7 protein-coding genes and 1 riboswitch are annotated in these 19291 nt (G+C 44.0%); all 7 genes read left to right on the plus strand.

Features of this window, described 5'->3' with window-relative positions:
• The first annotated feature begins 86 nt into the window (after positions 1-86).
• Positions 87-2156 carry a hydantoinase/oxoprolinase family protein gene (locus ACQYAC_RS15095; RefSeq protein ID WP_429943581.1) on the plus strand — a complete coding sequence of 690 codons (2070 nt, stop codon included), beginning with the start codon at positions 87-89 and terminating at the stop codon, positions 2154-2156.
• Positions 2146-4131 (plus strand): hydantoinase B/oxoprolinase family protein, encoded by a 1986-nt coding sequence (locus ACQYAC_RS15100; protein WP_429943582.1) that lies wholly within the window; start codon positions 2146-2148, stop codon positions 4129-4131. Before ACQYAC_RS15095 ends, ACQYAC_RS15100 begins: the two co-directional genes overlap by 11 nt.
• A complete protein-coding gene (locus ACQYAC_RS15105) occupies positions 4128-5213 on the plus strand; it encodes an ABC transporter substrate-binding protein (protein ID WP_144463106.1) in 1086 nt (361 codons plus the stop codon). The genes ACQYAC_RS15100 and ACQYAC_RS15105 overlap by 4 nt, the downstream gene beginning before the upstream one ends.
• An 8-nt stretch (positions 5214-5221) precedes the next feature.
• Complete coding sequence (locus ACQYAC_RS15110) at positions 5222-6313, plus strand: ABC transporter ATP-binding protein (RefSeq protein WP_429943583.1); 1092 nt, start codon at positions 5222-5224, stop codon at positions 6311-6313.
• Positions 6313-7182: an ABC transporter permease gene (locus tag ACQYAC_RS15115; RefSeq protein WP_058015293.1), complete on the plus strand. Its 870-nt coding sequence runs from the start codon at positions 6313-6315 to the stop codon at positions 7180-7182. Before ACQYAC_RS15110 ends, ACQYAC_RS15115 begins: the two co-directional genes overlap by 1 nt.
• A complete protein-coding gene (locus ACQYAC_RS15120) occupies positions 7175-7978 on the plus strand; it encodes an ABC transporter permease (RefSeq protein ID WP_065098779.1) in 804 nt (267 codons plus the stop codon). Before ACQYAC_RS15115 ends, ACQYAC_RS15120 begins: the two co-directional genes overlap by 8 nt.
• Positions 7979-8347: 369 nt before the next feature.
• Positions 8348-8438, plus strand: a riboswitch (cyclic di-GMP riboswitch).
• Positions 8439-8584: 146 nt separating this feature from the next.
• Positions 8585-19291 (plus strand): amino acid adenylation domain-containing protein, encoded by a 10707-nt coding sequence (locus tag ACQYAC_RS15125; RefSeq protein WP_429943584.1) that lies wholly within the window; start codon positions 8585-8587, stop codon positions 19289-19291.

Raw genomic sequence — 19291 nt, forward strand, 5'->3', positions numbered from 1 at the left:
TGCTTTAATAATATGGAGTCAAATATCAAAAAATGTCGTAATTTATCAAAATATCATTCTATTTACATTGTAGGAGGGAAGTACAAATGGCGGATGTCTCTTATCGGCTTGGTATAGACATAGGCGGAACATTTACTGACTTATCGCTGATGAATGAAGCAACAGGGGCGTTAACTGAACTCAAAACACCCACAGTGACTGACGACCCAGCTCAGGGAATTATCAATGGGCTAAAACTTCTAAAAGACAAAGGTGTTGATTTATCTAAAATCCAATATCTCGTACATGGCATGACAATCGGTCTTAATACATTGTTGCAGAGAAAAGGAGCAGATTTGGCCCTTTTTGTGACGGAAGGCTTTCAAGACATATTGTCACTACAGCGTTTACGACTACCCATTCCTTATGACTTCAATTCTCGTTTGCCAGAACCATTAATACCACGAAAGCACGTATATCCAATCTCTGAAAGGTTGATACACGATGGTACGATCAAAAAACCTCTCCATCTGCAGCAATTAGATCATGCTGTCCAGCAGGTCATGTCTAAAGAGCTAGCAGGTATTGTCATTTCTTTTTTACATAGCTATCAAAATCCAGTTCACGAATTACAGGCAAAAGCCTATATCAAACACCATTATCCGCAATTAGAAGTCCTTACTTCATCTGAATTATGGCCCCAAATGAGAGAATACGAGCGTACCGTGATGTCTGTTGTCAATTTGTACATCCAACCAAAGGTGAAACAGTATTTACAAACATTGAAAAGCCGTTTGAAAGAAGAAGGTGTACCAATTTCTCCATACATTACACAATCAAATGGTGGTTTAATGGATGCAGAAAGTGCAGCAACTTCACCTGTTAAAACACTTTTTTCTGGTCCGGCAGCTGGTGTCATTGGTGCGGCAAGAATTGCAGCTTCTGCAAACGAATCCAATCTCATCACGTTTGATGTTGGGGGGACGAGTGCAGATATTTCCATTATTCAAAATGGACAGCCTACAATGGCTCAGTCAAATCAGCTTTCAGGTTTTCCTATCATTCTTCCATCTGTTGCGATGTATTCAATAGGGGCAGGCGGGGGTTCTGTTGCATGGATTGATCAGGGCGGGCTTCTCAAAGCAGGACCAGAATCAGTCGGCTCACAGCCGGGACCTGCTTCGTATGGTAAGGGAATAAAAGCCGCTTTAACTGACGCGTTCCTCATATGTGGTTATCTCAGTCAAGAGCGTTTTGCCGGAGGACATCTACAACTACAGCTGTCCGCGGCGGAAAAGGCCTTTCAGCCAATTGCTGACCAGCTCAACAAAAAAGTAGAAGAAGCGGCTGACCAGCTGATTCAAGTAGCTGTCGCCAATATGTACACAGAATTAAGCAATGTCATGGAGCAGCAAGGGTTTGACCCAAGAGATTTTAGTTTACTAGCGTTTGGCGGAGCAGGACCAGTTGTAGCGAATTTCCTTGCGCGAGAAATTCATGCGAAAAACGTGGTCGTTCCTCCAAGTCCAGGAACATTATGTGCATTAGGTGCCCTGAACGCTGATTTTATTCATGATGCGGTGCTGTCGAAGAAGATATGCTTACAAGACTACTCGATAGATCAACTAAAACAAGATTTTGAGATGCTTTCTCGAAAAGCGACTGATTGGTTCAGTCAGCAGAACATTCAGCACATTAAACAGACATCCATTCTATTATTGGCAGATGCACGTTATCAAGGACAAGCCTTTGAGATTGAATTACCATTATCAACTGAATGGCTGAAGCAAGAACAAGATATCCATCAACTCGTTGAAGCCTTTCACAAACTACATCAACGTCAATATGGTCATAGAGATGATCAGGCGAACATCGAATTCACTCATTTACGAGTTCGAGTTATAGGCGAGACGCCTCCGCTCCCTTTCACACCTGTTCATGAAAGCAGCGGACAATCTTTGAAGCCACATGAATTCAGGCGAATTTTTATAGAAGAAAAAGAATATGAAGCAGCTATTTATTACAGAAATACTTTGTCAGTAGGCTCTGTCATTAATGGCCCTGCCATCATTGAGCAGGATGATACGACAACATTGATTCTGCCAAATTGGGCAGGCAGCATTGATCAATCAGGGAACTTGGTGATTTCAAGGGAGGCGGCTTTACATGAGAACTGATCCAGCAAAGCTTGAGATGATGCGCAGTTATTTTAATGCAATTGCATCTGGCATGGGACATGTCATTGAGCGGACGTCTTTTACGACTTTCGTTAAAGAATCAGCTGACTTTGCGACAGCGTTAGCCACGCCTTCTGGAGATTTCTTTGTTTATCCGAAGACAGTGGGTGTCACGATCTTTTTAGGGCTGAGTCTTAAAAAAGCGATTGATGAAAGCGGACCGATGCAGCCAGGAGATATTATCATCACAAATGACCCTTATACGACAGATGGTTTAGCGACTCACCTGCCGGATGTCCATATCATTAAGCCGATTTTCGTAGATGGTGAAATTGTCAGTTATGCATGGTCTTTTGTTCATGTAAGTGATGTGGGCGGACTTGTGCCCTCGAGTATTTCACCGACAGCGACAGATATTCATCAAGAAGGATTAAGAATACCGCCAGTGAAAATTTATGAAGGTGGAAAAGAGAATCAGGTTGTTCGTACTTTTTTAAGAGCCAACAGCCGAGCTGGTCATTTAAATGATGGGGATATCAATGCAATGATTGCTGCAGTAAATACAGCAGAAATTCGGTTAAAAGAAATGATCGGGAAATTTGGAATAAATGAAGTGAAACAAGGAATGATGGACCTCCTGAAACAAGCTGAGGTTCGTGCAGGAAAGGTCATTGAAGCCATTCCGGACGGAACGAGTGAATTCGCTGATTATTTAGATGATGATATGATCTCGGATGTGCCGATCCGGTTGAAAATCAAGTTAACGGTGAAAGGAAAGCGGCTGACGCTTGATTTTTCTGAGTGTGACCCGCAAGTGAAAACAGCTTTTAACCTTGTCACCAATGGTCAGAAGCATTCCTTTCTATATCAAGGATTAATTAATTACATTATTAGTAAAGATCCCTTTATACCGATTAATGGCGGAATGACATTTCCGATTGAAGTGATTTCACCTAAAGGGACGCTAGTGCATCCAGAATACCCGGCTTCTGTTGGTATTCGGCATTCGATTACGATGAGGCTGTTCAATGTTGTGCTAGGCGCCATTGGTAAGCTGTTACCCGAAGCTGTGCCGGCAGCAGGTGCAGGTCAATCTGCCATTGTTGTTCTCTCTGTTCCTGATAATCAAACAGGTGGCAGGAAAATGTCTGTTGTTGAACCATTAGGCGGAGGCGGCGGTGCTCAAAATGGAACGGATGGAGTAGATGGTATTGATCATTCGTCTGGCTTTTTGAAAAATACACCCATTGAGAGCTTAGAACAGCATATTGATATTCATGTTCACCGATATGAGCTTTTGCCAAATACAGGCGGAGCAGGAGAAAACAGAGGTGGACATGCGATTGGTTTGGAATTTGAAATGATCAAGCCTGAATCCATGGTGACCGCACGAGGTATGGAACGGATGAAGTTTCAGCCTTGGGGATTAATGGGCGGCCGAGCGGGAGCTATCGGTGAGGTCAAACTGGTCACAGCAAAAGGTGAAAAACAAGACCAGCCGAAAATAGATGTTCTACGACTTGAAAAAGGCGATATTGTGCAATTGATATCACCAAGTGGAGGCGGATGGGGAAATCCATTTGCAAGAGAGAAAGAAAAAGTCCTTCATGAAGTAGAAGCAGGTTTATTAAGTGAAGAAAGAGCGCTACAGCAATATGGCGTTAAAGTGTATCTAGACCAAAATGAATGGAAGATTGATGAAGAGCAAACGAATCAGCTTCGTGAAAAGGGTAATCACCCTGCTCATATCATGTGGGATGTCGGAGAACACAGAGAAGCTTATGAGAAAGTATGGACGGATGAAGCCAGCAGCGAGCTTGCTGTGCGGCTGCGCTCCTACCCAGCTAACGAACGTACACATTATAAACATGCAGTTCATCAATATTTCAGTCATAGAAATGAGCCGTTAACAAAGAAAGATATTATTCAAGCACTTCGTCATATGGATGGACAAAAAGGGGGAAATGAATCATGAAAAGAAGATTAATCACTATTTTTGCAGGTGTTCTGTCATTGATTCTACTGCTGACAGCTTGCGGTGGGAATGGACAGGATCAAGGTAAACAGCAGCAGACTGTGATCGTTGGCGTATACGGAGGCGATTGGGAAAAGAATATCAAACCGATCCTCGAAAAGTTTGAAAAAGATACGGGAATTAAAGTCCAAACAGTCTCTGGTGCGGATTCTGAATGGTTTACAAAATTAAAAGCGTCAAATGGTAAAAATCCACCGTATGACCTACTTATTTTACAGCCTGATACGATTCAAAGAGGCATTGCAGCAAACGTTCTTGCACCTATCGATGAAGATCAAGCACCGAATGTTAAAAAACTTTACCGCTCTGTTCAGAAGAAGCTCACTGTTGATGGGAAACAATATGCAGCAGGCTTTAGCATGGGGCAGCTCGGGATTGCTTATAGAAAAGACCTCGTAAAGCAGGAACCAAACAGCTGGACTGACCTATGGAGCAGTCAGCTAAAAGGGAAGGTAGCCATTTCATCTCCAACTTATTCAGCCGGGTTACAATTTTTCTCTGCGCTTGTCCATGCTCAAGGGGGGACAGAATCAAATCCTAAGGATATTGATAAAGCCTTTAAAAGCCTTTCGCAATTAAAAGGGCATGTTGCTGCTTTTCCAGATAATCCAGGGTCTATTCAAACCTTGTTAGAACGTGGTGACGTCGCAGCAGTTCCATATTGGGATGGACGAGCATTTGCACTTGAAGAAGAAGGAATGAATATTGGTTTCTCCTATCCAAAAGAAGGCGCTGTTGCAGCAGTTGCGAGCTGGGCTTTAACGAAGGGAAGTCAGCATGAAGAAGCGGCTTACAAACTATTAAACTATTTAAGTGGAAAAGAAGCTCAGGAAGCTTTCTCGGAAAAATCTTATTATGGTATGTCGAATTCTGATGTGAAATACGGTGACAAGATTAGGGGGAAGGTCAAGGTTGGAGAGAATTATTATAGCAAGCTGACTTGGGTAGATTACGAAACAGCAACTTCGGAGCTGGGCAATTGGACAAATCGATGGAACGAAGTATTAGGTGGAGGAAAATAGGTGATCGTATGAGTGGAATCCATTTAGAACATATCAGCCAGCATTTCGGCGAGCAGATTGCTCTTAACGATGTCAGTCTTACGGTGAATGAGGGGGAGTTTTTCTCCCTTCTTGGTCCTAGCGGCTGCGGGAAATCAACGTTATTAAACATCATTGGAGGTTTTTTAGAGCCAACAAAAGGTGTCGTCTATATTGGTGATCAGGATGTGACGAATTTACCACCTTATCAAAGAAAAACGGGTATGGTTTTTCAAAGCTATGCACTCTTTCCGCATCTGACCGTCTTTGATAATGTGGCGTATGGGTTAAAGGTTCAAAAGAAAAAGAAGGCAGAAATCAAAGAGAAGGTAATGGAGAGCTTGTCTCTTGTGCAATTAGAAGCGTTTGCGAAACGTATGCCGCATCAATTAAGTGGTGGACAGCAGCAGCGGGTAGCGATTGCAAGAGCGCTTGCGATTCAGCCATCTGTTCTTCTTCTTGATGAGCCGCTCAGCAACCTAGATGCAAAACTAAGAAAAAACATGCAGACAGAGCTTAGAAATATTCAAAGGAATGTCGGAATTACCACCATTCTCGTGACCCATGATCAAGAGGAGGCATTAAGTCTTTCTGATCGGGTTGGGATTTTAGGAGAGGGGAAAATCCAGCAGATCGGGACGCCTTTAGAGGTGTACCGCCAGCCAAACAATCGATTTGTTGCTGAATTTATCGGACAAGTGAACCTATTTGAGGCAGTCTATGATGAAGCAAGTGCTGCATTTATCGTTCCTCATTTAATCCAGTCAAACGGGCAGGAAGTTCAGTTAAAGGCAGCGGCACACCAAGAGAAGAAGGAAAATCAGTTACTCATGCTCCGTCCAGAAAGAATCAACATATCTTCTGAGCGGGGAGACGTTCAGTCCAACCATGTATCAGGCGTGCTGACAGATGTCAGTTATATTGGTCACTCATTACGTTTGGTGGTGGGACTCGATAGCGGTGAAATAATTGTTCATGCTACTGATGCGGCATTTCCAGAGCTGCCGAAAGCTGGGGAAGCTATTCATATCAATTGGCAGCCTGAAGATATCGTTTTCCTAGATTCGAAGGTGCATACGTGATGCGTATCAAGAAAAAGAATCAGCGATTTCATTGGTTTATGCTGCTGCCAGCGTGTTTGTTTCTTGTTGTATTTCTTCTAGTGCCGCTTGTGATGATGTTCGTCCTCAGTTTTCGCGACGTGGATTCAATGATGAACACATTACAAACGTATAGCTTTTCTCAATATATTCATGTGTTTACGACAGATGCGTATGTGAAGGCGATTGGAAGTACAGTGTGGGTAGCCTTGCAGACAACAGTGATTTGTTTAGTGATGGCATACCCAGCAGCATACGTGCTCGTCAAGGCACCTCATCCACGTCTGCGGGCATTTTTCTATATCTTACTTGTTTCGCCGCTTTTGACAAGCGTTGTGATTCGGACGTTTGCGTGGATTGTCCTTCTTTCACAAAATGGTCTGATCAATGGCATGTTATTAGATTTACATGTGATTGAGAAGCCGCTCTCTATGCTGTGGAATATGAATGCGGTGATTATTGCTTATGTTCAGGTCATGCTGCCTTTTGCAGTGCTGCCTATCGCGACGAGCTTAACCGATATGGATCGTCATTTACGACCGGCTTCTATGAGTCTAGGAGCTGGACGAATTCGAACCTTCTTTCATGTGACTTTTCCACTAACCATTCCAGGGATGGTGACTGGGGCTATTATTGTCTTTTCGCTGGCAGCTGGGAGCTATATCACTCCGCTCTTAGTCGGCGGAAGAATGCAGCCGCTGCTGCCGCTGTCTATTTATCAGCAAGTCATGCAGGTGTATAACTTGCCTCTTGCTGCAGCGATGTCCTTTACGTTATTGGTTTGTGTGCTTGTCGTGGTCAGTTTATTAAGCTATCTATTGAAGCGTTGGGAGGCGAGGATGCATGCGTAAAAAATCATTTGGTGATCGCTTGCTTTCAATTCTGATTTGGACTGCTGGGTCATTGGTTTATCTCTTTTTGACCATACCTGTTCTTGTCATCGTCTTATCTGCTTTTAGTCCAAATGCTTTCCCTGAATTTCCGCCGACTTCGTTCTCTGTTCGTTGGTTTCAAGAGGTCGTGTCGAATCCAGAATGGATGGAGTCTCTGCGTATCAGTGTGATTTTGCTATTCATCGTAACGCCTCTCACGGTTCTTTTAGGCACGATGGCTTCGTATGCTTTAGCAAGACTTTCCTTTAAGGGAAAGGAGGCGATTCAAGCCTTCATTTTGTCACCTCTTATGATTCCTCAAGTAGTGTTAGGGATTGCCATGCTCTATTTGTTTACGGCTATGGGGTTTACAGGATCTTTGTGGGCGCTTGTCATAGGTCACGTCATTATTGGCTTTCCCTATGTGGTTCGAACAGTAGGCGTCAGTGTCTCGAATTTGGACCCGCGGCTTGAGCTAGCTTCAATGAATCTTGGGGCAGGACCTATTCGCACATTCTTTCGAGTGACGCTGCCTTTGATAAAGCCAGGAATTATTGCAGGCGGGGTATTTTCAGCCGTGACGTCATTTGGGGAAATATCGATCAGTTTGTTCGTTTCCTCTCCTCAAACGATTACTATTCCCGTCAGGACGTTTAATTACATTGAGCAAACCTTTGATCCGAGTGTCAATGCGATATCTGTCATATTTATTATCATTTCTATCATTGCGTTGCTCATTATTGAAAAAACAATTGGCCTGTCTAAGGTGATGTAAATATAATGAAGAAACAAGGGAGCTGTCATTTGAAATGGCAGCTCTTTTTGTGTTGTTTTTACGGTAAATATTTTCAATTTTTTAGGGAATATAGTTCTTAAGATTTAAGAAATTGTGGAGGATTGAAGGAGACCTCTATCCTACATTTTCGGTCATATTTGCAAATTTTAAGGAAAAACATGAAATTTTTGCGGTATTTAGTCGATTATTTTCGGTTGAACGCAACTATTATTAGTTATTTTCGGTAAATATCGTAAATTATTATGTGATTCATTCGGTATAACGCATGAATCTTTACACCCATTTTTCGGTGAAAAAAACAATAATTTCATATAAAGTGGACGTAAATAGAAAATATTTAAAAAGAAAAGAAGAAAAAGGCAAATCTATGGAAACGTAGAGACGCAAAGCCATGTCCTAAGGTAAATTGTTTTTTTACTATGGTCGGCAGGTTACCGAATCAAAATGGGAGTCCCTCCGTTTTATTCGGGGTGGGCTTCTTTCCGTATTCTGTCTATTTTAATGAAATAGACTTGGTTCTTTTGATATAGAGGGTGCAGGGTTGTCACATTGGTGGAGAAAACACAGAAGAGGCGGAGGATGAAAATGAATACAGTTTATTACCCCTTAACACATGCGCAAAAGCGAGTATTCTACACGGAAAGATTTTATCCAGGTACAAGTATTTCTAATTTGGGTGGATTCGCCAGATTGAGATCGGTATCAGGTTTAGATCCATCTTTGGTCGTTGACGTGCTTCAAGCGTACATTCGCCAAACTGACTCCCTTCGGCTGAGGCTGGTGTATCAACATGAGCAGGAGGAGCCTGTTCAATATATCAAGGCTTATGAAGAACAGCCGATTCGCATGGAGAAGGGCTGGAGTGAAGAAGAAGTGAGGGCTTGGGCGAATGAGCAAATCCGTGAGCCGATGCCGTTGATTGACAGCCCCTTGATTGAATTTACAGTCTTTCAAATCAGTGATGAAGAGTGCTGGCTGTTTTGTAAAGCACATCATATTGTGGCGGATGGTATCTCCATTATCTTAATGGGAAATCGCATCATCGACTTATACCAGGACATGCTGCACGGGGTAGACATCTCACCGGTTGAGGAGATTTCCTTCGTTGACCATATCATGAGTGAGCAAAGCTATGAAACTTCTAAACGGTTTCAAAAAGACCAAGCTTTTTGGAATGAGCAATTTGCCAATATTCCAGATTTCGCTTCTTTAAAACCGCATAAGGGATACGAGATGAGTTTACATGCGGAGCGATTTTCAGGGGATATTCCAGATTCTTTGAAGGAGAAACTTCGTGCGTTTTGTGAAGAGCAGAAAGTCAGTATGCTCTCGATGTTTATGTCTACTGTTTATATGTATTTGCATCGTTTTAGCGGTATGGAGGATGTTGTCCTTGGAACCTTTATGGGCAACCGAACAAATGCCAAAGAAAAAAAGATGATTGGTATGTTTGTTTCCACCATTCCGATGCGTGCATCTGTTCAGGGGTCGCAATCATTTCTGGATTTCGTCAAACAGGTCATGGCGGATCAAATGAAGATCTTGCGTCACCAAAAGTACCCTTACAATCTTCTCATGAATGATTTGAGAGAAAGAGAAGGGTTTACAGGACGCCTTTTTGATATTTCTTTAGAATACCAGGTCATGCAGTGGCAGAAAAAAGAGAATCTGTCTTTTATTACTGAACCGATCTTTAGCGGGAGCGGAATGAATGATATATCCATTCATGTAAAGGACCGTTGGGATACAGATACATTGACCATTGATTTGGACTACCGTACAGATGTATTCACCGAAGAAGAAATCAGTCAGATGTTTGATCGATTCTTAATCATACTAGAAGCGGCGGTCTCCCAGCCTGATCAGCTAATCGGGAAACTTCCTTTACTTCCACAAGATGAACAAAAGGAACTGCTGCAATTATCTCAGAGAAAACCGTTTCAAAAACCAGCTGAAAAGCCAGTTCATCATTTGTTTGATGAGGCAGCCACTAAGTATGCAGAGCGGACAGCGGTTGTAGCAGAAAATGGAGCATTGACTTATGGAGAGCTGTATCAAAAGGCAGAAAGGCTGGCGCGTTTTTTACAAATGAAAGGTGTCTCGCGTGATGTGCCTGTTGCTGTCCTAATGGATCGAAAGGCAGAGGCTATGGTGGCGATCTTCGGCATATTAAAGGCTGGCGGGGCGTATGTACCGATTGATCCGGCATTACCTGAGGAGCGCATTCAATATATTGTGGAGGATTCTGGTGCTTCCATTGTGTTAACAGAGGAAACGTTCGTTTCAACATACCGTGCCCTCTCGGAAAAAATGGTCGTGCAGCAGCAAATCGAATTAGATGATGAACTGCTGCCTCAACTTGTAGAGCAGTCGGTACCAGAGGATTTGGCTTATATGATTTATACATCGGGGACGACTGGAAAACCGAAGGGCGTCATGATTGAGCATCTTCAGCTGCATCATTTGGTTCATGCCTTGCATCATGAGATTTATGAGGAGGCGAGTGAGCTTCAAATGGCGCTTCTTGCACCATTCCATTTTGATGCATCGGTGAAACAAATTTTTGCTGCGATATTATTTGGGCATACACTTCATATTATTCCGCGAGAAACAACGAGAAATGGTGTTCAATTAGCGGCTTATTATAGAAAACATCAAATTGAAGCAGCAGACGGAACCCCGGCCCATGTACAGCTTTTACTTGCAGCCGAATTAGACGGTCTGTCATTGAGACATATGTTAGTTGGGGGAGAGGCATTGCCTGCGAAAGCAGCATACTCGCTTATTGAAGCAGTTCGTATGAGTGAGCCTGCTTTTACTTTGTGGAATGTGTATGGTCCGACTGAGACGTGTGTCGATGCGGCGGTTCATCGCCTAGAACTAAGTGAACTTCGCGAATCATCTGAACAGCAGCGTTATGTGTCAATCGGAAAGCCGCTCGGTCATCACCGTCTTTATATTTTAAATGACCATGATCAATTACAGGTACAGGAGGCTGCCGGAGAACTGTGCATTGCAGGGATAGGTGTTGGACGAGGCTATGTGAATCAGCCTGAATTGACGGAAAAAGTATTTACGGCAGATCCATTTTCTCCAGGTGAGCGGATGTATCGAACAGGGGATCTAGTCAGATGGCTTTCAGATGGCACAATTGATTATCTTGGCAGAATGGATGATCAAGTGAAAATAAGGGGTTACCGCATAGAAACAGGCGAAATTGAAGCAGTGATGGAGCAGGTAGATGGAGTGAATCAAGCTGTCGTACTAGTAGTTGATGAAGCGGACGGGGAAAAGGTGTTAAGCGCGTACTATCAAGCCCGTCATGAAGATGTGTCAGTTGACATGCTACAAGCCGCTATCAAACATCAGCTGCCAGCTTACATGATGCCGCTCTATTTCAAAGAGCTTGATGCATTTCCACTCACAGTTAGTGGCAAAGTTGATCGTCGTGCACTTGCTGCCTTAAAAGGTGATAAAGCCGTTCAAGCTGTTTATGCTGCGCCTAGAAACGATCTCGAAACGAAGCTTGTGCATTTGTGGGAAGAAATTCTTGGTCAAGAGAAGATTGGTATATATGATTCCTTTTTCGAACGAGGAGGGCATTCGCTGAAAGCAATGACTGTACTCACACATGTACAGCGAGATTTTCATGTAGAGGTGCCTCTATCCATTTTATTTGAACAGCAGACCATTGCGGCTTTGGCTGCCTACATTGAGCAAGCGGAAACATCTTCTGAAACGGTGATACCTAAAGCACCTGCTTTAGACCATTACCCATTGTCACCTCCACAGCAGCGCGTTTATATGGTGAGTCAATTGGAGCAAAGTACTGCATATCATATGCCAGCTGTTGTGAGGTTAAAAGGAACGCTGCAGCAAGAGAGGCTGACTGAAGCCTTTGAAAAACTCATCACACGTCATGATATGCTGCGTACGTCTTTTCATACGTTGAAAGGCGTTCCTCGTCAGCGGGTAGCTCCATCCGTACCTTTTCAAATAGAGCAGCTAACAGGCGGTACGATGGAAGAAAATATGCAGAAATTTGTCAGACCCTTTGACCTTGAGTGTGCACCACTTCTTCGCATTGGCTTGAAGTCATTAGATGATCAGGAGCACTTGCTCTTTTTCGATATGCATCACCTGATTTCAGATGGTCTTTCGATTGATTTGATGCTGCGTGAGCTATCAGATGCTTACGAAGGATCCGTCAAAGTCCCATTGAAGCTTCAATATCAGGACTATGCTGTTTGGCAAGAACAACAAAATTTTCAAAAAGAAGAGGCATTCTGGCTGCAGGAATTCTCGGGTGATCTTCCTGCTTTACAGCTGCTGACCGATTATCAGCGCCCATCGATTCAGTCGTTTGCAGGGGATCGTGTGATCAAAGAAATCAATGAAACGTTAAAGAGGCAATTACAGGAGCTAGCGGCAAAACACCATACGACACTGTATACGGTTCTGCTTTCTGCTTACTATACATTGCTTGCGAAGTACACGGGGCAAAAGGAATTCGTGGTAGGAACACCGGCGGCGGGGCGAGTGCATGCAGACTTGGATGACATGATTGGCATGTTTGTCCAGACACTTGCATTGCGGTCAGAGGTTGATCCAAATAAAACCATGTCGCAGTTGATCGAGCAAGTGAAGGAAAAGACGATGCATGCATTTGAGCATCAGCAATATCCATTTGAACGATTGCTTGAAAAACTGAATATGCCAAGAGATTTTAGCCGTCATCCATTATTCGATACCGTGTTTACACTCATGCCAGATCATGGATCAGCCCAGCATATTGGAGAAATGCAAGTTGAAATCGAAGAAACCAATTTCCATATTGCAAAGTTTGATTTAACGCTGCAAGCAATGGAGTCAGATCAAGGTTTATCCTTTGTCCTCGATTACAGTACGGCGCTATTTAAACGAAGTACAGCCGAGCAGATGCTGCATCATTATATGTATTTGCTGGAGCAGATGGTCCAAGCGCCGGAGGAAGCGATCCGATCTTATCGATTACTTTCTGAACAAGAAGCAGAAGCTCAACTGAATCTGTGGAATCCGTTACCTTCGCCTTATCCGGCAGAAGAAACCATTGTGACGCAGTTTGAAGCACAGGTGGAGGCGCACGGTCATAAGCCTGCACTCCAGTGTGAAGGCGTGATTCTTTCTTACCAAGAACTAAATGACCGTGTGAATCAGCTGGCTCATTATCTGCGTGAACATGGGTTTGAAAGAGGGATGAAAGCAGCCTTATTCTTTGAACGATCTCATGAGATGGTACTCTCTGTTCTAGCTGTACTTAAGGCTGGCGGCGTCTATGTACCAATTGATCCTGATTTTCCTGATGAGCGCGTGAAGCACTTTTTAACAGACAGCGGTGCGCAATTCTTATTGACACATCAAGTACTGCGCCATCGCTCGGTGCTCGCTTCTTTTGAGGGAACCATCATCGAAACAGAAGATCAGGCAATTGATCAGCAATCAGACAGCCCTATAGATGTTGGTATTTTACCAGAGGACTTGGCGAATTTGACCTATACATCCGGTACAACTGGAAAACCTAAAGGAAATATGGTGACACACCGGAACATTTTGAGGACAGTGAAGCAATCAAATTATCTTGCCATTCATCATGATGACTCGGTGATGAGTCTGTCAAACTATGTATTTGATGCTTTTATGTTCGATGTGTTTGGTGCTTTATTAAACGGTGCGAAACTGATTGTTCTGCCAAAGGATCATATCTTAAACATGAATGAGCTTTCTGGAGCGATTGAGAAGGAGAAAGTCAGTATTTTAATGATCACGACAGCTCTTTTTCACTTACTTATCGATATGAAAAAAGACAGCCTGAAGAACGTCAGAAAAGTTTTGTTTGGCGGAGAACGTGCTTCTGTGCCTCATGTCATGACTGCACTTGAAACGGTAGGGGAAGGCAAGCTTGTTCATATGTATGGTCCTTCTGAAAGCACGATTTTCACTACGTATTATCCTGTGAATCAAATTGAGAAACAGGCGTTGTCTATCCCAATCGGAAAGCCAGTGAGTCAAACGGCTGTTTATATTGTAGATGAATTTGGACAGCTGCAGCCGCCAGGTGTAGCGGGAGAGCTATGTGTCGCTGGGGATGGACTGGTCAAAGGATATTATGGACAGCCAGAACTCACAAGTGAAAAATTCGTGAAAAACCCTTTCCGCCCTGGTGAGGTCATGTATAAAACGGGTGATCTTGCACGCTGGCTGTCAAATGGAGAGATTGAATTCATTGGACGAATCGATCATCAAGTAAAGATTCGAGGTCAGCGTATTGAACTTGGAGAAATTGAGCATCAGCTGCTTTGCTATCCGCAATTGAAGGAAGCAGTCGTCATTGCAGCCCCAAATGACACATTATGTGCATTTTTTACAGCCGAAGGGTCCGTCTCATTAACTGATTTGCGCGAGCAGGCAGGACGTGAACTGCCTGTGTATATGATGCCGTCATTCTTCATGCAATTAGACGAGCTGCCGCTGACGAATAACGGCAAGGTAGATAGGCGTGCGCTGCCAGTGCCTGACTTAAGTGAGCAAGGGGTAAATGAGTACATCCCACCTCAAACAGAAACAGAGCGTCTTGTAGCGCGCATTTGGGAGGAAGTTCTTGAAGCGCCGCGAATCGGTAGGCACGATCATTTCTTTGAATGCGGTGGCCATTCGCTGCGCGGCATGAAAATGCTGAACAAGTTGTATGAAGAGATGCATGTGGAGCTCACTTTGAAGTCTTTATTTGAATCTCCAACATTAGAGACGTTTGCCTTTGAGGTTGATCAAGCGGATCAAACGGAGATCAAGCGGGTGGAGGTTGCAGAAGAAGCGGCCTATTATCCAGTGACATCTGCTCAGAAAAGGCTGTTTGTATTGGAGAAAATGACCGATGCGGAGCAAAGCTATCATATGCCGGCTGCTTTAAAGCTTGAAGGTGCTTTTGATGAAAAACGATTTAAAAAAGCGATTGAACAGCTTGTCCATCGTCATGAAGCATTTAGAACGAGCTTTGATTTTGTTCAGAATGAACCTGTTCAACGGATTGAATCAAACATCTCCGTAGACATTGAGACAATCGAAGGGAACGGACGAGACATACAGGAATTGATGAATGACTTTATCCGTCCATTTGATATAGAAAAGGCGCCTCTACTCAGAGTAGGTCTAGTTTCTGGTTCCGTAAATGTCCATTATTTACTGATTGATATGCACCATATCATTTCAGATGGTGCATCTGTGGGCATTTTAATTGAGGAGCTTTCAGCCTTGTATCGAGGAGACAAACTAGAGGAATTACCTGTTCAATATAAGGATTATGCGGTTTGGTCAAAAAGCGAGGCGTTTGCTGCACAAATAGAAGCTGAAGAGGCGTTTTGGCTGAAACAATTAGAAGGAGAACTGCCTGTACTGGCACTGCCAGAAGATCTGCCAAGACCAAAAGTGCAAACATTCGAAGGAGACCGCGTCTCATTTACAATCAATGGGCCACTTAAAGCGAAATTGGATGAGCTGGTCAGAGCGCTCAACAGTACGACGTATACAGTGCTGCTCACTTGCTACAGCACCCTTTTAAGCAAGCTGTCAAGACAAGAAGATATCATCATCGGTTCACCGATTGTAGGTAGAACTCATCCGGATATTCAATCTGTCATTGGTATGTTTGTGAACACGCTGGCACTTAGAACAAAGCCAGCAGGACATCTGACAGCGGCAGAATTTGCGTCAAATGTTCATCAGCTTGTGTTAGAGGCAAATGAGCATCAGTTGTACCCATTTGAAGAATTGGTAGACCATGTGCAAACGGTTCGAAATACTAGCCGTCATCCAATCTTTGATGTGGTGTTCTCGATGGAAAATGCAGATATCCGTGATTTAACGATGGACGGACTTCATATTGTTCCGCAGCCATTCGAAGAGAATATCGCCAAATTTGATTTGACCTTAACTGGAAATGAATTAGCTGATCACATTGAGCTTGTGTTCGATTTTAATTCTTCTATTTTTCAAAAGTCGTCGATCGAAAAGTGGAAGGTGTTTTTCCTTCATTTATTGGAACAAATGGTATCAGCGCCAGATCAATCGCTAGATCAAATGCAGCTATTATCACCGAAGCAGCAGCAAAAACTGCTCAGTGAATGGTCGGGTCCTGTACTAAATGTACCGTCAGATCAAACGGTTCATGCACTGATTGAGGCTAAGGCATACGAGACGCCTCATCAAAAAGCGGCAACCTTCCGAGGAACGAGCTGGACGTATGAAGAGCTGAACAGCCGGGCAAATACAGTCGCTTCAAGACTCATCTCAAACGGCATAAAACGAGGTGACCGCGTCGGCATTCTGACCCGTCCGTCCCTTGACATGACGGCAGTCGTCCTTGGCGTCTTGAAGTCAGGTGCGGCATTCGTTCCAATTGATGCGGATTATCCGGATCAGCGTATTGCCTATATGCTGGAAGACTGCGGGGCAGAGGTTCTTCTGATGCAAAAAGGACTGGCTGCACCAACTTCCTTCACAGGTCATGTTCTATTGATAGAAGATGCCGTAGAAGGCGAAGCACACGATGTTCAGGTTCATATGAAACCAACAGATCTCGCCTATATGATTTACACGTCTGGAACAACAGGACAGCCGAAGGGTGTCATGGTTGAGCACCAGTCCCTTGTGAATCTTGCGTTCTGGCACAATGATGCTTTCCAAGTGACCAATGCGGATCGAACCGCCAAATATGCCGGCTTTGGCTTTGATGCCTCCATTTGGGAAATGTTCCCGACATGGATCGCCGGCGCAGAGCTGCACATCATTGATGAAGCGATTCGTCTCGATATGATCAAGCTCAATGCGTATTTCAATGACGAAAATATCACCATTGCATTCCTGCCGACCCAGCTATGCGAGCAGTTTATGTCGATGGACAATCATTCCTTGCGTTACTTACTAACAGGCGGAGACAAGCTAAAACAGGTAAAGCCTGTTCCTTATCAACTCGTGAATAACTATGGTCCAACAGAAAACACAGTCGTGGCGACAAGCGGGATCATCAACCCAGATCAAGGCACGCTTCCAATTGGAACAGCGATTGCCAATACCCGTTTTTACATTATGGGTTCGTTATATGACCTCTCGCCGCCAGGCGTACCGGGTGAGCTTGTGATTGCGGGGAAAGGACTGGCAAGAGGGTACTGGAATCTTCCAGAGGAAACAGAGAAAAGCTTTGTCCCAGATCCATTTTATTCGGGTGAGCGTATGTACCTGACAGGCGATTTAGTGAAATGGACAGAGGATGGCGAGCTGATCTATCTCGGCAGAAAAGACCATCAGGTCAACATTCGCGGCTTCCGGATTGAGCTGTCAGAAATTGAAGCGCAGCTTCTTGCACTTTCGGAAGTCAAAGAAGCAGTCGTGACAACGGTCAAAGATGCCAGCGATCAAGACGCGCTTGCCGCATATGTCATCACAGATGAAGAAACGACTGACCTGAAGGAAAGTCTAAAACTCACGCTGCCGGACTATATGGTGCCTTCATGGATTATCAAGCTAGACCACCTGCCGATGACGGCAAATGGCAAAGTCGATCTAAAGGCATTGCCAGCACCTGATAAGGAAGCCAATCAAACAGCTTACGAATCCCCAAGAGACGAAGTTGAAACGCTTCTATGTGGCATTTGGGAAGACGTGCTTGGCGTCAGCCAAGTCGGCATTCACGATCACTTCTTCTTCCTTGGAGGAGATTCAATTAAAGGCATCCAAATGGCAAGCAGACTCACACAAGCGGGCTGGAAGCTCGATATGAAATTGCTTTTCCAATACCCAACGATTGCGGAGCTGCGCCCATATATCGAAGAAGCGGACCAACTGACAGCCGACCAATCACCTGTCGAAGGGGAAGTCATTTTCACACCAATTCAGCGCTGGTTCTTTGAACGGAACTTTACGAATCAGCACCATTGGAACCAATCGGTTATGCTCCAAGCGCCAAATGGCTTGGATGAAACCATCGTTCAGCAAGTGTTGGAGCAGCTCATGATCCATCACGATGCGCTGCGAATGGTGTATCCGCTTGAAGAAGGACGCGTGATCCAGCGTCATCGAAAAATCGAAGAAAACTTGGTAACTGTTGATGTAATGGAAGTACGAGGGGAAATGTCGCAGCAAATCCAGCAGGTAGAAAAGCTGGCAAATGAAGTGCAAGCGAGTATATCGCTAGCGGAAGGACCTTTAGTAAAGCCAGCCATTTTCCGAACGGATCAAGGGGATCATTTACTGCTCGCTGTACATCATCTTGTCATCGATGGTGTGTCATGGCGTATTTTCCTTGAAGATTTTATGGCTCTTTATGAACAGTCGAAGCGCGGGGAAATCCTGACACTTCCTGAAAAAACACACTCTTTCCAAGAATATGCCCAGAAGCTGACGGAATACGCGATGTCAGATGAGTTGCTGTCGGAAAGAGCTTATTGGAAAAAGGTGCTTGCGCATCCCGTTACACCAATTCAAAAGGATCATGTGACAGAGGATCAGAGGATGCTTCATACACAGACCATTCGTTTTACATTGTCTGAGGAGGAAACACGCAGTCTGCTGACAGATGTACATGAAGCATATCAAACAGACATCAATGATATTTTGCTGACAGCACTCGGATTGTCTATGAAAGAGTGGACAGGAGAAGACAGACACTTTATTCATCTTGAAGGACACGGAAGAGAGAACATCCTCCCTGCGGTCAATGTATCACGGACGATTGGCTGGTTTACAAGTATGTATCCTGTGTTACTGGATATGTCGCATACAGACGATCTTTCTTATCAGATTAAGCATTTGAAAGAGGAGCTCAGGCACATTCCGAACAAGGGAATCGGCTACGGCATATTAAAATATTTAACCCCTGACAAGATGAAGGAAGATATCTCATTCGATCTCGCGCCAGATATCAGCTTCAACTATCTTGGTCAGTTTGATGAACAGATCAGCGGTGAGTTAAGCCGCTCAACGTGGCATCCAGGACAATCGCTGAGTCCTGAATCAGAGAAACCTCATGCACTTGATATTGTTGGTTTCGTCGAACAAGCTATGCTCCATGTGACAATTTCTTATCATCATCTTGAATTTGAAGAACGTACGATGGAACAATTCAAGGACCTTCTTGAAAAGAATGTGAAGGCGCTGATCTCACATTGTGTATCACAGGAAGAAACCCAGATGACACCTAGTGATGTAGGGGATGAAGATCTCACGATGGATGAACTTGAAAAGCTAATGGATATATTTTAA

The sequence above is a fragment of the Bacillus sp. MM09(2025) genome, from assembly GCF_050496725.1.
Lineage (GTDB): Bacteria > Bacillota > Bacilli > Bacillales > Bacillaceae > Bacillus > Bacillus pumilus.

Excerpts from the sequence above, each read along its gene's own strand:
- ACQYAC_RS15120 (WP_065098779.1), top strand. The coding sequence starts at position 7,175 with ATGCGTAAAAAATCATTTGGTGATCGCTTGCTTTCAATTCTGATTTGG.
- ACQYAC_RS15110 (WP_429943583.1), top strand. The coding sequence starts at position 5,222 with ATGAGTGGAATCCATTTAGAACATATCAGCCAGCATTTCGGCGAGCAG.
- ACQYAC_RS15125 (WP_429943584.1), top strand. The coding sequence starts at position 8,585 with ATGAATACAGTTTATTACCCCTTAACACATGCGCAAAAGCGAGTATTC.
- ACQYAC_RS15115 (WP_058015293.1), top strand. The coding sequence starts at position 6,313 with ATGCGTATCAAGAAAAAGAATCAGCGATTTCATTGGTTTATGCTGCTG.
- ACQYAC_RS15100 (WP_429943582.1), top strand. The coding sequence starts at position 2,146 with ATGAGAACTGATCCAGCAAAGCTTGAGATGATGCGCAGTTATTTTAAT.
- ACQYAC_RS15095 (WP_429943581.1), top strand. The coding sequence starts at position 87 with ATGGCGGATGTCTCTTATCGGCTTGGTATAGACATAGGCGGAACATTT.
- ACQYAC_RS15105 (WP_144463106.1), top strand. The coding sequence starts at position 4,128 with ATGAAAAGAAGATTAATCACTATTTTTGCAGGTGTTCTGTCATTGATT.